We start from the raw sequence: 16,932 nt of genomic DNA, 5'->3' as shown, positions 1-16,932 counted from the left end.
ATATGGCGGGCATAGCGTTCGAGTTCGTCCGGGCTCAGCAACTTCTCTTCTCCTGAACCGCCCCAACATTGGTCGCGACCAACGAGATGTGCTTCAATGGCAGCACGTTCAATGGGCTGGCTGGATTTGTCATGAGATCGATGCTTGCGGCAACACTGATGTTCGCGGCTGCCACAGGCGCGAACGCCCAGATGACGGCACCGCAGATCCCCGGCTCCAAGCCGAAGGTGGTCCAGACCGTCCCGATCCGTCCACCAGCCTTGCAGACGCCGTCCGAGACCGCGGACGCCATGGCGCAGGCCGAGCGGCTGTCGCTGCAATCTGATCTCGCCTGGGTCGGCGAATATAACGGCGCCATCACCGGCGACCTCAGCGCGCGTATGGTCGACGCGATCAAGGAGTATCAGAAGGCCAAGGGCGGCAAGCCGACCGGTGTGCTCAATCCGCAGGAACGCGCCGCACTCACCGAGACCGCGCGACGGAAGCAGGACAATGTCGGCTGGAAGATCGTGATGGAGCCGACCAGCGGCGCGCGGCTCGGCATCCCCGGCAAGCTGGTGCCGCAGCAGGCGACCGACGCCAACGGCTCGAAATGGACCTCGCCCACCGGAACGGTGCAGGTGCTGCTCAGCCGCCGCAAGGAAGCAAACCCGACCACGGCAAAGCTCGCGGAAACCGAGAAGAAGGAGCCGGGCGGACGCAAGGTCGACTACACCGTGGTGAAGCCCGACTTCTTCGTGCTGTCGGGACTCCAGGGCCTGAAGAAATTTTACGTGCGCGGCACATTCAAGGGCGATGAAGTCCGCATCATGACGATCCTCTACGACCAGGCCACCGAGAACACCGTCGAGCCGGTCGTGATCGCGATGTCGAGCGCGTTCAACGCATTCCCGTCAGGTCCACAAGCCGGACCGCCGCCGCGCAAGACCGTCGAATACGGCACCGGCATCGTCGTCAGTGACGACGGCGCGATTATCACCGATCGCCTCGTCAGCGACGCTTGCCTCGCCATCACGATCGGCGGCTATGGCAATGCGGATCGTCTCGCCGAGGACAAGGAGCACGATCTCGCGCTGCTGCATATCTACGGCGCGCGTGGCCTCAAGCCGCTCAGCCTCACGAGCGGTACGGCGAAGACGAATGTCGATGTCATCGGCATTACGGATCCGCAGAGCCAGGGCGGCGCGGCCGGTGCGTCGAGTGTCAAGGCCGCGCTGGCATCGGCCGGCGGCGGCGATGCCGCGCTGTCACCGCCGCCGGCGGTTGGATTTTCCGGCAGCCCGGCGATCGATGGCGACGGCAAGTTCGCAGGGATCGCGCTGTTGAAGCCGGTCATGGTTGCAGGACCTGCAACAGCGGTGCCGGCATCACAGGCCGCGATGGTCTCTGCGGAGACGGTGCGCGATTTTCTGAAGGCGAACGGCATCACCGCGAACGGCAGTTCGACGGATGCGAAAGCTAGCGTCGTTCGTGTGATCTGCGTGCGGAAGTAACCCGCGACGCTTGCGCCCGTATCCCGGACGCAGTTCGCAGGAAACGCCGCTCCGCCGAACACGTCGCTTCTCACGTGCTTTTTGGAGAACTTGCCAGATTTTCGAGGGGGGCCATCAGGCGGCAAACGAGACCCGTCGACTCATAGGTAACATCCACGGAACCTTTGAAATCGTCTTCCAACACCCGCGAAATGAGGCGTGAACCAAAGCCGACGCGGGTGGGCGTCGACGCCGTTGGACCGCCAAATTCCTGCCAGACGAAAACGAACTTCGGCTCACCGTCCCGATCCTCGCATGTCCATGCAATCGACACGCGACCACGCGCCGCGGTCAGAGCGCCGTACTTCAAGGCGTTGGTCGCGAGTTCGTGGAGCGCCAGTGACAGAGCAAGCGCTTGTCGCGATTTCACAACAAGCGGGGGACCCGAGACCGTGAAGCGGCCCTCGCCTGTCCGGTAAGGTGCCAGTGCCGTGCCGATCACATCGTGGAGTGGCGCGGCCGCCCAATTTGATGCGGTCAGCAGGTCCTGCGCTCGTCCAAACGCGCCGAGCCGTGCCTGGTACTTTTCGAGATCGGCTTTGCTGGTTGGATCGCGAAATGTCTGCGCAGCTACCGCGCTCAGGACTGCAAGCGTGTTCTTGACGCGGTGCTTCAGCTCCTCGTTGATGAGGCCCAGCGCTTCCCTTGCCATATGCTCGGACGTGACGTCCTTGCAGACCACAAGCACGCCACCCACCTCGCCTTCAAGATCGATCGGGCCAAAGCTGTACGTCCACCAGACGTCCTCGCGACGACCGTGACGCGTAACCGGCACAAGCTGGTCTTCATTCCAGGTCGCCCCCTTGCCGGACATGACGTACTCGATCTGAGGGCCGATGATGTCCCAGATCTCAGCCCAACACTCGCGGCCCTGTGCTCCCAGTGCGCTTGGATGCCTTTCGGGGCCCATCGTCTCCCGATACGCATCGTTATAGAACTGGATGAGGTCTGGTCCCCACCAAATGAACATCGGGTGGCGCGAGGTCAGAACAAGTCGAACCGTAACCCGAAGACTTTGGGGCCAGGTTTCCGGGGAACCAACGGACGTCTTCGACCAGTCGAGCGCGCGCGTCAAAGCGCCCAATTCGCCGCCCCCGGCCAAGAAGTCGCCGATCAAATCCCTTCCCATACGCGCAACCTTACTCCGCTGGTCGACAAGCCTGCCGCCAGAGTTGCGCAGCTTACAGTGCCCGACTTGTGTCGTCATCCACGTCGATCGGGACAACCATGCGGCATCTGCCTCGCAGCCGCGAACGCAAGCGAACACTGCCGCGGAGGTTCAGAAACTGCCAAATATAGGATTTGCGTCCGCTTCAGATCAAAGGCGACATCTACGGGCGATTGGACGATTTCTGCCGCATCCGCGAAAAGCGGACGCGGCGTGTTCATGAAGACACGGCTAACTCAACCTGAACCTGACACCGCTGCGCGCGAGGCCGCCCGAAATCCCGACCGGTGTGCCGTCGGCGCGCCAGCAGGCAGCGCCGGTCATGCTCCCGTCGTCGTGGAAGGCAATCGCATTCATGCCGCCGGCAACCGTCGCAACGGGCTGGACCTTGTGGCCCAGGCTCGCGAGCTTTGTGCGCACAGCCTCGGGCACCTTCTGCTCGACCTCGAGCGCATTGCCCTCGGTCCAGACCCGCGGCGCCTCGACCGCCTCCTGCAAGCTCATGCCGTGGTCGATCAGATTGACCAGCGCCTGCATCGCGCTCGGGAAGATGCGCTTGCCGCCGGGCAGCCCAAGCGCATAGCGCAGCTTGCCGTCGCGCAGCGCCATCATCGGCGACATCGAGGTGGTGACGCGCTTGCCCGGCGCCAACGAGAGTGCGTGGCCGGGGCGCGGATCGAACAGGTTCATGTAATTGTTGGCGATGGCGCCAAGGCCCGGGATCATGATCTTCGCGCCGAAGAGATTGTTGATGGTCTGCGTGGTCGCGACCACGTTTCCAAAAGAGTCCGCCGCCGTCATGTGCGTGGTATGCGCGCCTTCGAGCGGCGACACGCCGGCGCTCCAGGCCTGCGCCCGCGCCGGATCGATTGCGCGGCGACGTTCCTCGGCATAGGCCTTCGACGTCAACCGCTCCACGGGCACGCCGACGTAGTCCGGATCGCCGCTGGCCGCGGCGCGATCGGCAAAGGCGATCTTCAGGACTTCGGCGAGATAGTGAATGGTCTCCGGCGTGCCGAAGCCGAGGCCGCCGATGTCGTAACCCTCCAGAATGTTCAGCATCTGCGCGATATGCACGCCTGAGGCCGCGGGCGGCGGCGGCCCAAGGATGGTCCAGCCGCGATAGTCGGCGCGGATCGGTTGCCGTTCGACGGTCTTGTAGTTCATGAGATCGTTGCGGCGGATGAAGCCGCCAGTCTTCTCCATGTAGTCGACGAGGATGTCGCCGAGCGGCCCCTCGTAGAGCGCCTTCTCGCCGTGGTCGGCGATATATCGCAAAGTCTCCGCATATTCGGCCTGCACCACGCGCTCGCCGACCTTCAGCGGCGCGCCGCTCGGCAAATAGATCGCCGCGATCGGCTTGTCCTTGCGCATCTCGGCGGCGCTCTCGCTGATGCATTCGTGCAAATACGGCGTCGCCGCATAGCCGCGGGCGGCATGCTTGATCGCGGGCTGCATGACATCGGCGAGGCTCATGGTGCCAAACCGGCCCAGCGTCTCGCACCAGGCTTTCAGCGAGCCCGGCGTGGCAACCGCCTTCGGACCGGTGAGATTCTCATTGCCGACGGTGTCGAACACGTCGTGCGCCGAGCCCGGCTTCGACGTGTAGGTGGTGTCGCGCACCGCCGCGGGCACGGTGCTCTGGCCGTCGATGAAGCGATGGCTGCCGTCGGCCAGCCGGATATGCGCCATGCCGCCGCCGATGATGCCGACCATCATCGGCTCGACCACGGTCAGCGTGAACAGGGTCGCGATCGCAGCATCAATGGCGTTGCCGCCGGCCGCCAGCATCTCGGCGCCGGCGCTGGAGGCCAGCGGATGGTTGCTGACCACCATGCCGCGGCTCGAGACCGCCGGCATTTTCTGGCACTCAAAGGTCGTCGCCGTCTGGTCGCGCCAATTTCCGCTCATGCCGCCTGTCCCTCTTATTCACGGCGGCGAGCACATCACACGCACGATTACGGGTCCAGTAATGGTACGGATTAGCTGGCATTCCTGATTCTGCCATCATCGTTACTGCTGATTCGGACATCCGCGATCCCCCTTTGGATCGGGCCGGCACGTCCTGAGCGAGAAGAGCTCAGCATCCCCATTGATGCACGTTCGCGTGGCGTTTTCCTGACCCGAGCACTCCAAAGGATTTATCTTCAAATGCACACGATCGTACTGGCCACCCAAAAGGGTGGCAGCGGCAAGAGCACGCTCGCCATCGGCCTCGCGCTGGCAGCCAAGCAGGCTGGCTTCACCGTCCGCCTGATCGAGACCGACCCGCAGGGCACCCTGTCCAACTGGCAGCGCCGCCGCACCACCGAGGATCTCGTGGTCGAGCCGATCTATCACGCTGCCGATATCGAGCCGCGGCTGAAGATGCTGGCCGAGAGCGGCCTCCAGCTCGCGATCGTCGATACCGCCGCCGGCCTCAGCGCCGCGACCACCGCCGCGATCCGCCATTCCGACCTCTGCCTGATCCCGGCCCGCCCGAGCGTCGCCGACATCGAGGCCACCGTCTCCACCCTCAGCGTCGCGCGCGCCTGGAAGCGGCCCTACAGCTTCGTGCTGAACCAGACGCCGATCCGCGGCCAGCGCATCGACAACGCGGCCAACACGCTCGCCGAGGAGGCCGCGCTCGATCTCTCCGAGGTGCTCGCGCGTCCGCTGATCGTGATGCGCAATGATCACCAGGACTCGCTCGCCAACGGCCTCGCGGTCAGCGAATTCGCACCCAACGGCAAGTCGACCGAGGAAATCCGCGGCCTCTGGCACTGGATCGAGACCCGGCTCAACATCTCCGCGACCAATGTGCTGATCGACCAGGTCATCTCGGCCGCCGACGGCATGTTGCACCTCGCCGCCGAACGCGCGTCGGACGAGACCAAGACCCTGGCGTCCTGAGCGGGGCGATCGCTCAGACGACAGTAGGCCCTTCACCATCCGGAAGGGCCCAGCGACGAAGCAATCCGGCCACCAGCCCGGCCGGATTGCTTCGCTTCGCGTTTTCGGAGGTGGCGGACCCGTCGTCGAACAAAATGACGAAAACAACCCCATGCACAGTAGAACCGCTCCCGCCCAAGGCACCTCGGCGACGGCGCGTAGACATCTGACCTGTCAGGCCAAACGACTGCGCGTCGGCTTTCGTAGCCCGGATGGAGCGTAGCGCAATCCGGGGCAACTGCATTCGTCGCGAAGGTCCCGGATTTCGCTACGCTCCATCCGGGCTACGGAGCGACGTCACTTCTGACATTTCGGACACCAGAACGTCGACCGGCCGTTCTGGGTGAAGCGCTTCACGATGCCGCCGCAGCGCGGTGTCTTGCAGGCCTCGCCTTCGCGGTCATAGACCTTGAACGAGTGCTGGAAATAGCCGAGCTCACCTGAGGTCTGGCGATGATCGCGCAGCGAGGAGCCGCCGGCCTTGATGGCGTCGTTCAGCACGGTGTGGATCGCGCCGACCAATCGCTTGGCGTGATCGGTCGGCTCGCTCTTCTTCGTTGACAGCGTCGCAGCGATCCGGCGCGGCGACAGATGCGAGCGATGCAGGGCTTCGCAGACATAGATGTTGCCGAGCCCGGCGACCACGCGCTGGTCGAGCAGCGCGGCCTTCAGGCTCGTGGTCTTGCCTTCGCAGGACTGCGCCAGCATGGCGGCGTCGAACTCGTTGCCGAGCGGCTCGGGGCCGAGCCCGCGCAGCAGCGGCTCCTCATCGAGCGCGCTGCGCGCGATCACTTTCATGTAACCGAAGCGGCGTGGATCGTTGAAGACGATGTCGGCACCCGAGGACATCCGAAACAGCACGTGGTCGTGCGTGGAGTCCTTCCCCTTCGGGTAGTGAAACTCGCCGGGCGCCGCGTCGTTGTCAGGCTTGATGACGCGGAACGAGCCCGACATGCCCAGATGCATCAAGAGCACGTCGCCGGAGGCGAGATCGGCCATGAGATATTTTGCACGGCGGCCGAGCCCGGTGACGACCTGGCCCTGGAGCCGGGCCACGAAATCAGGCTGAAAGGGAAAGCGCAGATCAGGCCTGCGGGCCTCCGCAACGAGGATTTTCGCACCCTCCATGACGGGCTGAAGGCCGCGGCGGACGGTCTCGACTTCAGGCAATTCAGGCATGGTCAGGCATTCACCTTATGAGGGCGGTGTGATAGCGCCATTGCGGCGGGCGCGCTATGGTCCGCGTCGTGGAGTAGAGTAATGGATCGGCCGGGCGAAACCACGCATTTTGGCTTCAAAGACGTTCCCCTGGGGGACAAGCAGACGCTGGTGAACGATGTGTTTCACAGCGTGGCTTCGCGCTATGATTTGATGAACGATTTGATGTCCGGTGGCCTGCACCGGGTCTGGAAGGACATCATGATCAACGCGCTCGCCCCGCCCAAGGGCGACCGGCCATTCGCGCTGCTGGACGTCGCCGGCGGCACCGGCGACATCTCGTTCCGGGCTGCCAAGGCGGCAGGTCCCGGCTTCCATGCTACCGTCTGCGACATCAATTCCGGAATGCTGGCGGTAGGCCGCGAGCGCGCCGCGAAGCGGCATCTCGAGACCCAGGTCGATTTCGTCGAAGGCAATGCCGAGGCGCTCGCCTTCGCCGACCGCAGCTTTGACGCATATACGATCGCTTTCGGCATTCGCAATGTGCCGCAGATCGATCTGGCGCTGCACGAGGCCTATCGTGTGCTCAAGCCCGGCAGCCGCTTCCTGTGCCTGGAATTCTCGACCGTCGAGATGCCCGGCCTCGACAAGCTCTATGACCTGTTCTCGTTCAAGGTGATCCCGCCGCTCGGCCGCATGGTCACGGGCGATGCCGAATCCTATCAATATCTGGTCGAATCGATCCGCAAGTTTCCGAAGCCCAACGCCTTTGCCGACATGATCCGCGACGCCGGCTTCGCCCGCGTCGGCTGGCAGACACTGACCGGCGGCATCGTCGCACTGCATTCGGGCTGGCGTTTGTGATCTCTGCCATTACCCACATTTCGCGCCTGATGCGCGCCGCGTTCGTATTTGCGCGCGAAGGCGTGTTCGGCTCCGTCGATCCGAGCCTGGTGCCGCCGCCCGGGCAGCTTGCGCTAAAGCTTGCGCGTATCGTCGAACGGCGCGGCCCTAAAGATGGGCCCCGGATGTCGCGCGCGCTGACCCGGATGGGCCCGGCCTATCTCAAGCTCGGGCAGTTCCTCGCCACGCGTCCCGACGTCGTCGGCGTTATCATGGCGCGCGATCTGGAAAGCCTCCAGGATCGCTTGCCGCCGTTTTCGCAAGCAGAAGCGGAAGCTGCGATCGCAACCTCGCTGGAGCGTCCGCTGACGGACGTGTTCGCGAGCCTCGGCCCGCCGGTTGCGGCAGCCTCGATCGCACAGGTGCATCGCGGTGAAGTCTTGCACGACGGCGCCCGCAAGGCGGTCGCGGTCAAGGTACTGCGACCGAACGTGGCCTCGCGATTCCGTCGCGACCTCTCCGATTTCTTCTACGTCGCACACAAGGCCGAGACCTATTCGAGCGAGGCGCGGCGTTTGCGCCTGATCGAAGTCATCAACACCATGTCGCGCTCGGTCGCGATGGAGATGGACCTTCGGCTCGAGGCTGCGGCGCTCTCGGAGATGGCCGAGAACACGCGCGACGATCCGGATTTCCGCGTGCCGACCGTCGACTGGGACCGCACCACGCATAACGTGCTGACGATGGAGTGGATCGACGGCATTGCGCTGAACGATCACAAGCGCCTGGCAGAGGCGCAGGTCGACCTGCCCGATCTCGGCCGCAAGGTGATCCAGAGTTTTCTCCGCCACGCACTGCGCGACGGCTTCTTTCATGCCGACATGCATCCCGGAAACCTGTTCCTGGATGACGCCGGACGTCTCGTCGCAGTCGATTTCGGCATCATGGGCCGGCTCGGCATGAAGGAGCGGCGGTTCCTCGCCGAAATCCTGCTGGGCTTCATCACCCGCAACTATCGCCGCGTCGCCGAGGTGCATTTCGAGGCAGGCTACGTGCCCGCGCATCACTCGGTCGAGAATTTCGCGCAAGCCATCCGCGCCATCGGCGAGCCGATCCACAACCGCACCGCCGAGGAGATCTCGATGGCGCGGCTGCTGACACTGCTGCTCGAGGTCACCGGCCTGTTCGACATGACGACGCGGCCCGAGCTGATCCTGCTGCAGAAGACCATGGTGGTGGTCGAAGGCGTGGCGCGCGGCTTCGATCCCAAGCTCGATATCTGGAAGGTCGCCGACCCCGTGGTGCGCGAATGGATCGAGCGCAATCTCGGACCTATCGGCCGTATCCAGGGCGCGATGTCCGGCGCCGGTGTGCTGGGTCACCTGCTTTCGAAACTACCCGAGATCGCGAACCGTACCGTCACCGTGCTCGAGCAGATGGAAGACATGACTCGCGAGGGTCACTTTCTGTCGCCGGACACGATCGAGGCCTTAGGTCGCAAGGAAGCTAAGAAAGCCCGTGTGAGCACGATCGCGCTCTGCGTCATCGCTGCCGCCTCCATCGGCATTCTAATCGTCCTGCTGCGCATGTGATTGCAATGCTGTCGCGAAAATGATAGCATTGCTATCATTTTAGAGAAGGCTGTCATGGCAAGCCTGACCATCCGCAAGCTCGACGAACACGTCAAAACCTATCTGCGCCTGCGCTCGGCCAAGAACCGCAGGTCGGTCGAGGAAGAGGTCCGGGTCATCCTGCGGGAGCTGATCGAGGGCCGCGAGGAGCCGCTGACGCCGTTCGCGGTGCCGCCCGAGGCATCTGCCGCCCCGACACCGCAGCGCACCGGTGCCCTCCCCGAGGCCAGCGTCACGCTGATCATCGGCGGCGGGATCGCAGCCTTCAAGTCGCTCGACCTGATCCGACGGCTGAAGGAGCGCCGCATCGAGGTTCGCTGCGTCCTGACCAAGGCGGCGCAGCAATTCGTCACGCCGCTTTCGGTGAGTGCCCTCTCTCATGAGCGCGTCTACACTGACCTGTTCGATCCCCAGAGCGAGTTCGACGCCGGCCACATTCGCCTCGCGCGCGAGTGCGATCTGATCGTGGTGGCGCCGGCGACCGCCGACCTCATGGCCAAGATGGCCAACGGTCATGCCGACGACCTCGCCAGCGCCATCCTGCTTGCGACCAACCGAAAAATCCTGCTGGCGCCGGCGATGAATCCGCTGATGTGGAACAACGCGGCGACACGGCGCAACGTCGGCTTGCTTCAGCGCGACGGCGTGGTGCTGATCGGGCCGAATTCCGGCGAGATGGCCGAGGCGGGCGAAGCCGGAATCGGCCGCATGTCGGAGGCGATCGAGATCGCCACCGCCGCCGAGCGCCTGCTGCGGCCGCCGGTGCCGCGCCCGCTCGCCGGCAAGCGCGTGCTGATCACCGCAGGTCCCACGCATGAGCCGATCGACCCGGTCCGTTACATCGCCAACCGCTCCTCCGGCAAGCAGGGCTTTGCCATCGCCGCAGCGGCGCAGGCCGCCGGCGCCGAGGTGATTCTGGTGAGCGGCCCGGTCGACCTCGACGACCCCAATGGTGTGACGGTCAAGCATGTGGAATCGGCGCGGCAGATGCTGGAACAGGTGCAGGCCGCGCTTCCCGCCGACATCGCCATCTTCGCCGCTGCCGTTGCCGACTGGCGCGTCGCCAATGAGGGCGAGCAGAAGCTGAAGAAGACCTCGGCCGGCATGCCGCCGCTTCAGCTGGTCGAAAACCCCGATATCCTCGCCACGATCTCGAAGCTGACAGACAAGCGCCCGCCGCTGGTGATCGGCTTTGCCGCCGAGACCGAGTACCTCATCGACAACGCCAAGACGAAGCTCGCGCGCAAGGGCTGCGACTGGATCGTCGCCAACGACGTCTCGCCCGCAACCGGCGTGATGGGCGGCGACCGCAACACGGTGCACCTCATCAGCCGCACGAATCGTGAAAAGAATGCTGAGAAGAACGGCGAGATCACGGTTGATTCCTGGCCCGTGATGACCAAGGAACAGGTCGCCACCGAGCTGATCGCGCATGTCGTGAAGAGCGTGGCCGACAAATCCCTGGAGCCCGCATCTTGAGCACGAAAGTCACGGTTGAACTGCAACAGCTGGCCCATGCCGAAGGTCTGCCGCTGCCGGCCTATCAGACCATCGAGGCCGCTGGCCTCGACCTGATGGCGGCCGTTCCGGACAGCGAGCCGCTGACGCTCGCGCCCGGCCAATACGCGCTGGTGCCAACGGGGCTCGCGATCGCTTTACCGGCCGGACACGAGGCCCAGGTGCGGCCGCGCTCGGGGCTTGCCGCCAAGCACGGCGTCACCGTGCTGAACTCGCCGGGCACGATCGACGCGGACTACCGCGGCGAGATCAAGGTGATCCTGATCAATCACGGGGCTACGCCGTTCGTGATCAAGCGCGGCGAGCGCATTGCGCAGATGGTGATCGCACCAATGGCCCAGGCCGCGCTGGTTCCCGTCGCCACGCTGTCGTCAACCGATCGCGGCGCCGGCGGCTTCGGCTCGACCGGCCGCTAGTTTTTTTACACCTCTCCCGCTCGCTCGCGGGAGAGGTCGGCGCGAAGCGCCGGGTGAGGGTTCTATCCTCTGGGGGAGTATCCCGCTGTGGAGACACCCTCTCCCCAATCCTCCCCCGCAAGCGAGGGAGGGAGCGCACCTACTTCGCAGTGGCAATCTCACCTAATCTTCATTGGCCGCTAAGACACGGCAAATCCAACCGAATCATCCGAAGAACTACGTGAACTGGAACAACGCGGCCTGCATTTTTGCGGGACCGCGTTTGCGTTCACGATCTGGACTCTTACCGGTGGAGTCACGGTGAGGGTATTGTCGTTTGATTCGCGCGCGACGGGGGTCGTCGCGCGCAAATTCGTGCGGTCTTGGGGCAACTATGTCAGGCGTGATCGTGTCGATGCGTCGGACGCTGTTGTCGTGCACATCGTTGGCGCGCAACGGCTTGTTGGGAGGCGCTCTCGCGGCGCTGCTGCCGGCTGCGCCGGCTGAGGCTGCCGACCTCGTCGACACACTCTCGATATTGCTGGACTTCAACCGGCAGGAACTCGCGGTGCTGGCCACCGCGCTGGCCCTGCTCGGCTTCACGGTCGTGGCCGCGATCCTGTTGATGCGCACGCGCGTGCGCACGGCAAAGAACGAAGCGAGGCTGCGCGCGCGGGTCAGGGAACTCCAGTTGCAAGCCGATCGCTTCGGCGCGCTGCTGTTCGCCGAGCCGCAGGTCCTGATCTCCTGGCCGGCCGGCGACAGCCGCGCGCAGATCTCGGGCGACGTCTCGATGGTGCTGCCGCGCGATTCGTCGCCGCAGCGCGTGCTTGCGTTCGGAACCTGGCTGCCGCCGGAACCAGCGCTCCAGATGGATCACGCGGTCGATGCGCTGCGCGAACGCGGTGACGGGTTCCAGCTCACGCTGACCACCGCCAACGGCCACACGCTGGAAGCGATCGGCCGCGCCATCGGCGGCCAGGCCATTGTGCGGATTCGCGAGCTCTCCGGCCTGCGCCGCGAACTGGCCGAAACCAATCTGCGTCACAAGGCGCTCTCCGACGAGACCGAGATGCTGCGCGGCTTCGCCGCCGCGGCGCCGTGGCCGATCTGGGCCAAGGGCGAGAACGGCGCGCTTACTTTCGCCAATCCAGCCTATGTACGCGCGACTGAAGCTGCGAGCGTCGTCGATGCTCAGGAGCGCAAGCTTGAACTGCTCGACAGCGCCGATCGGACCGCGATGGAACGCGGACTGAAAGACACTGCCAACTTCGCCGCGCGGCTGCCGATCGTGACCGGCGGCGAGCGGCGCATCTACGACGTGCGCGCCGTCAATGTCGGCAGCGGCAGCGTCGGCGTCGCAATCGATGCCAGCGAGGCGGATGCGCTGAGCGCGGCGCTGGTGCGGATGGCGGAAGCGCATCGGCGCACGCTCGACCAGCTCTCCTCCGGCGTTGCCGTGTTCGACGGCCAGCGCCGGCTCGCCTTCTACAATGATTCCTACCGGCGGCTGTGGGATCTCGACCGCACCTTCCTCGACGCCAACCCCGACGATTCCAGCGTGCTCGACAAGCTCCGCGCCGCACGAAAACTGCCGGAACAGCCGGACTTCCGCGCCTGGAAGGTGAAACTGCACGAGGCCTATCGCGCGGTCGAGGCCGCGAAGGACACCTGGTACCTGCCCGACGGCCGCGCGCTCTCCGTCGTCACCACGCCGAATCCGGAAGGCGGCGTCACCTATCTGTTCGACGACGTCACCGAGAGCCTCGAGCTCGCCCGCCGCTTCGACGGCATGATCCGGGTCCAGCGCGAGACGCTGGACAGCCTCGCCGAAGGCGTCGCGGTGTTCGGCAGCCACGGCAAGGCACAGCTGTTCAATCCGGCCTTCGTCCGGATGTGGAAGCTGTCGAACGATGCCATGCGCGAGGAGCCGCATATCCAGACCGTCGAAGGCTGGTGCCAGCAGCTGTTCGACGACCCCGTCGTCTGGCGCCAGATCCGCGAGGCCATCACCTCGATCGAGAACCGCGCCGATGTGCCGCTGAAGCTGGAGCGCAAGGACGGCAGCGTGCTCGACGGCATGATCCGTCCGCTGCCCGACGGCGCGACCATGCTGACGTTCCTGGACATCACTGACACCGAAAACGTCGAGCGCGCGCTACGCGAGCGCAACGAAGCGCTGGAGACCGCCGACCAGATGAAGGTGGATTTCGTTCACCACGTCTCCTACGAGCTGCGCTCTCCGCTCACCACCATCATCGGCTTCGCGCATTTCCTCAGCGACCCCTCGACCGGTCCGCTGACGCCGAAGCAGGCCGAATATCTCGACTACGTCACCAAATCGACCAACGCGCTGCTGGCGCTCACCAATAACATCCTCGATCTCGCCACCATCGACGCCGGCGCCATGAAGCTGGAACTCGGCCCGGTCGATGTCAGCAAGACCATCGAGCTTGCCGCCGAGGGCATCCAGGACCGCCTCGCCACCGACCGCATCCGCCTCAAGGTCGAGATCGCGCCCGATGTCGGCAGCTTCATCGGCGACGAGAAGCGCGTGGTGCAGGTGCTCTATAATCTGCTCGCCAACGCCGTCGGCTTCTCGCCGCAGGATTCCACCGTCGGGATCAGCGCGCGACGCACCGAGCGCAGCGTGGTCTTCATTGTGACAGATTCCGGTCCTGGAATACCCGCCGACATGAAGGACAAGGTCTTCAACTGGTTCGAAAGCCGCTCGCAAGGCTCGCGTCATCGCGGCGCCGGGCTCGGGCTGTCGCTGGTGCGCTCCTTCGTCGAGCTGCATGGCGGCAAGGTGCAGGTGGATTCGAGCGTCGGCAAGGGCACGGTCGTGATCTGCGACTTCCCGACCGACCAGGCGGCGCATCGCGACGCCGCCGAATGAGCGCGCCGACCACATTCTCCGTCGCGCTTCACAACGAGACGGCCACCGCGCAATTGATGGCCGACCTCGCTTTGCTGGTCGGACCGGGCGACGTCGTCACGCTCACCGGCGATCTCGGCGCCGGCAAGACCGCCGCCGCGCGCGCCATGATCCGCTACCTCGCCGGCGACGAGGCGCTGGAAGTGCCGAGCCCGACCTTCACGCTGGTGCAGGGTTACGAGCTGCCGCCGTTTCCGGTGATCCATGCCGATCTCTATCGCGTGGAAGACGAGAACGAACTCGAGGAGATCGGGCTCTCGCCGCTGCCGGACGCCACGCTGGTGCTGATCGAATGGCCGGAGCGCGCACCGTCGGCAATGCCCGCGGACCGCATCGACATCGCGCTGACGCATCGCCCGGCGCTGGGCTCGAACGCGCGCGCCGCCGACATCACCGGTTACGGCAAGGCCGCGGCCACCGTCGCGCGGCTGAAGGCGCTGCGGGAATTCCTCGACGCATCCGGCTACATCGATGCAACACGTCGCCGCATGGCCGGTGACGCCTCGACGCGCTCCTATGCGCGGCTGATCCGCGACGACGGAATCGTCATCCTCATGAACTTCCCGCAGCGGCCCGATGGCGCCGCGATGTACAACGGCATGTCCTACAGCGCTGCGGTGCATCTCGCCGAGAACGTCAAGCCTTTCGTCGCTATCGACGAAGGCCTGCGCGCGGAAGGAATCTCCGCGCCCGCGATTCATCATTCCGACCTCGACCACGGTTTTCTGATCTCGGAAGACTTTGGCAGCGAAGGCGTGATCGAAGGCGATCCGCCGCGCCCGATCGCCGAACGTTACGAAGCTGCGACCGACGTGCTCGCCGTGCTGCACCGCAAGACATTGCCGGAGACGCTGCGGCTGCCGGATCAGACCTACACCATTCCTGCCTTCGACACCGACGCACTGCTGATCGAAATCGGCTTGATGCCGGAATGGTATCTGCCCGATCGCAACGCGCCACTGAGCGACGAGAAGCGCGCGGAATTCTTCGCGATGTGGCACGAGCTGCTGAAGAAGCCGCTGGCCGCGCCGAAGACGTGGATCATCCGCGACTACCACTCGCCGAATCTGATCTGGCTCGCGGACCGTACAGGCATCGAGCGCGTCGGCGTGATCGACTTCCAGGACACCGTGCTCGGGCCGCAATCCTACGACGTGGTGTCGCTGCTTCAGGACGCCCGCATCGACGTGCCCGAGGCGCTCGAGCTGACGCTGCTGTCGCGCTACATCAAGACGCGCCGCGCAGGTGATGCGAGCTTCGATCCGGCCGGCTTCGCAGAGCTCTATGCCATCATGTCGGCGCAGCGCAACACGCGCCTGCTCGGCACTTTTGCGCGACTGAACCGCCGCGACGGCAAGCCGCATTATCTGCGCCATCAGCCGCGGATCTGGACCTATCTCCAGCGCTCGCTGGCGCATCCCGCGCTCACCGCTCTGCGCGATTGGTACCTCGCCAACGTCCCGCCGCCCCAACCCTGATTCGGAACCCGATTTACCGGCTGTTAGCCATCGCACCGGTATCATCGCCCGCGGGCAGCCGTACAAATGCGGGCTGGAGCAAGGCAGATGGCGGTGAAGACGGACAATCGCGGGAACAGCCGGGTTGTTTTCGAACGTGGGATCGCGGCCCAGATGATGGGCATCGACGGCACCTGGCGGCGTGAGTGTACCATGGAGGACGTCTCCGAGAGCGGCGCCAAGCTGACCATCGACGGCTCGGTCGAAGGCCTGCATCTGAAGGAATTTTTTCTGCTGCTGTCGTCCACCGGACTTGCGTACCGACGCTGCGAGCTGGCCTGGGTCAATGGCGACCAGATCGGCGTCAACTTCCTCAAGCTGGGCGACAAGAAGAAAAAGGTGCGCTCCACATCTGTCGGAGCGTGACGGCAACACCCGTCGTACAACCGTCACGGCAGGTAGTTAAGGCGGTTGAGATGCGGTGCGGCAGACCGAGTCCCGTGTTAGGCTTGCTGCGCACGCGCGAAATTCAAGGGTCTGAGAAAGCGAAGGATGTCCGTCAAACCGACCAAAGCTATGGTGCTCGCCGCAGGGTTTGGCCTGCGCATGCGTCCGTTGACGGATAAGATGCCGAAGCCGCTGGTGCCGGTGGCCGGCCAGCCGCTGCTCGACCACGTGCTCGACAAGCTCGGTCAGGCCGGTGTCACCGACGCCGTCGTCAACGTGCACTATCTGCCGGACCAGATCATCGATCATGTGGCGTCTCGCCAGCATCCGCGCGTGACCATTTCGGACGAACGCGACCAGGTGCTCGGCACCGGCGGCGGCGTGGTCAAGGCGCTGCCGCTGCTTGGCGATGCGCCGTTCTTCCACGTCAATTCCGACACGCTGTGGATCGACGGCGTGCGCTCCAACCTCGCCCGGCTTGCGGAAAACTTCGACCCAGCGCGGATGGACATCCTGCTGCTGATGGCGCCGACCGCCACCAGCATCGGCTATAGCGGCCGCGGCGATTACGGCATGCTGGCCGACGGCGCCTTGCGCAAGCGCAAGGAAAAAGAGGTCGTCCCGTTCGTCTATGCCGGCGCGGCGATCCTGTCGCCATCGATCTTCGCCGATGCGCCGATGGGCGAATTCTCGCTGACGAAAATGTTCGACCGCGCCAATGAGCAGGAGCGCCTGTTCGGCCTGCGCCTCGACGGCGTCTGGATGCATGTCGGCACGCCCGATGCGGTGCATGCGGCGGAAGAGGCGTTTCTGGAGAGCGTGGCTTAGAGCCGGCGCCGTGCCGTAGGGTGGGCAAAGGCGCCCTTGCGCCGTGCCCACCATCTCTCTCGATCGCAAAAATGCGTGGGCACGCT

General features: G+C 64.8%; 13 protein-coding genes. 10 read left to right on the top strand and 3 right to left on the bottom strand.

Annotated features, from left to right (window positions below):
• Positions 1-131 precede the first annotated feature (131 nt).
• The gene (locus UP06_RS19580) at positions 132-1,493 is read left to right on the top strand and encodes a serine protease (protein ID WP_045005042.1); all 1,362 of its coding nucleotides are present in this window, start codon (positions 132-134) and stop codon (positions 1,491-1,493) included.
• 70 nt (positions 1,494-1,563) lie between these two features.
• Here the strand turns inward: UP06_RS19580 and UP06_RS19575 are convergent, their stop codons facing one another.
• On the bottom strand, positions 1,564-2,739 hold the full coding sequence (locus UP06_RS19575; protein ID WP_245305505.1) for a sensor histidine kinase: 1,176 nt from the start codon (positions 2,737-2,739) through the stop codon (positions 1,564-1,566).
• A 192-nt stretch (positions 2,740-2,931) separates the two neighbouring features.
• The gene (gene ggt, locus UP06_RS19570) at positions 2,932-4,611 is read right to left on the bottom strand and encodes a gamma-glutamyltransferase (RefSeq protein ID WP_045004890.1); all 1,680 of its coding nucleotides are present in this window, start codon (positions 4,609-4,611) and stop codon (positions 2,932-2,934) included.
• A 240-nt stretch (positions 4,612-4,851) separates the two neighbouring features.
• Here ggt and UP06_RS19565 point away from each other — a divergent pair, with 240 nt between their 5' ends.
• A complete protein-coding gene (locus tag UP06_RS19565) occupies positions 4,852-5,592 on the top strand; it encodes a nucleotide-binding protein (RefSeq protein WP_045004889.1) in 741 nt (246 codons plus the stop codon).
• A gap of 336 nt (positions 5,593-5,928) precedes the next feature.
• On the opposite strand, the gene mutM is transcribed toward UP06_RS19565, so the two are convergent.
• On the bottom strand, positions 5,929-6,810 hold the full coding sequence (mutM, locus tag UP06_RS19555) for a bifunctional DNA-formamidopyrimidine glycosylase/DNA-(apurinic or apyrimidinic site) lyase (protein ID WP_045004886.1): 882 nt from the start codon (positions 6,808-6,810) through the stop codon (positions 5,929-5,931).
• Between the two features lie 81 nt (positions 6,811-6,891).
• On the opposite strand from mutM, the gene ubiE reads away from it, so the two are divergent.
• From ubiE to UP06_RS19515, 8 genes are all read left to right on the top strand, one after another.
• On the top strand, positions 6,892-7,653 hold the full coding sequence (gene ubiE / locus UP06_RS19550; protein ID WP_045004885.1) for a bifunctional demethylmenaquinone methyltransferase/2-methoxy-6-polyprenyl-1,4-benzoquinol methylase UbiE: 762 nt from the start codon (positions 6,892-6,894) through the stop codon (positions 7,651-7,653).
• Positions 7,650-9,224 (top strand): 2-polyprenylphenol 6-hydroxylase, encoded by a 1,575-nt coding sequence (gene ubiB / locus UP06_RS19545; protein ID WP_045004884.1) that lies wholly within the window; start codon positions 7,650-7,652, stop codon positions 9,222-9,224. Before ubiE ends, ubiB begins: the two co-directional genes overlap by 4 nt.
• A 54-nt stretch (positions 9,225-9,278) precedes the next feature.
• Positions 9,279-10,742, top strand: coding sequence for a bifunctional phosphopantothenoylcysteine decarboxylase/phosphopantothenate--cysteine ligase CoaBC (coaBC, locus tag UP06_RS19540; RefSeq protein ID WP_045004883.1), 1,464 nt, complete (start codon positions 9,279-9,281; stop codon positions 10,740-10,742).
• Complete coding sequence (dut, locus tag UP06_RS19535) at positions 10,739-11,197, top strand: dUTP diphosphatase (protein ID WP_045004881.1); 459 nt, start codon at positions 10,739-10,741, stop codon at positions 11,195-11,197. The genes coaBC and dut overlap by 4 nt, the downstream gene beginning before the upstream one ends.
• Before the next feature lie 373 nt (positions 11,198-11,570).
• A complete protein-coding gene (locus UP06_RS19530) occupies positions 11,571-14,075 on the top strand; it encodes a sensor histidine kinase (RefSeq protein WP_045004879.1) in 2,505 nt (834 codons plus the stop codon).
• The gene (gene tsaE / locus UP06_RS19525) at positions 14,072-15,592 is read left to right on the top strand and encodes a tRNA (adenosine(37)-N6)-threonylcarbamoyltransferase complex ATPase subunit type 1 TsaE (RefSeq protein WP_045004877.1); all 1,521 of its coding nucleotides are present in this window, start codon (positions 14,072-14,074) and stop codon (positions 15,590-15,592) included. Before UP06_RS19530 ends, tsaE begins: the two co-directional genes overlap by 4 nt.
• 87 nt (positions 15,593-15,679) lie before the next feature.
• Entirely contained in the window at positions 15,680-15,997 is a 318-nt protein-coding gene (locus UP06_RS19520) for a PilZ domain-containing protein (RefSeq protein ID WP_045004875.1), read from the top strand.
• Positions 15,998-16,123: 126 nt separating this feature from the next.
• A complete protein-coding gene (locus UP06_RS19515) occupies positions 16,124-16,846 on the top strand; it encodes a nucleotidyltransferase family protein (protein WP_045004873.1) in 723 nt (240 codons plus the stop codon).
• The last annotated feature ends 86 nt before the right edge of the window (positions 16,847-16,932 follow it).

The sequence above is a fragment of the Bradyrhizobium sp. LTSP857 genome (assembly GCF_000938285.1).
Lineage (GTDB): Bacteria > Pseudomonadota > Alphaproteobacteria > Rhizobiales > Xanthobacteraceae > Bradyrhizobium.
The sequence above is the reverse complement of the archived record's forward strand: the minus strand, read 5'-3'. Positions and strand labels throughout refer to the sequence as shown.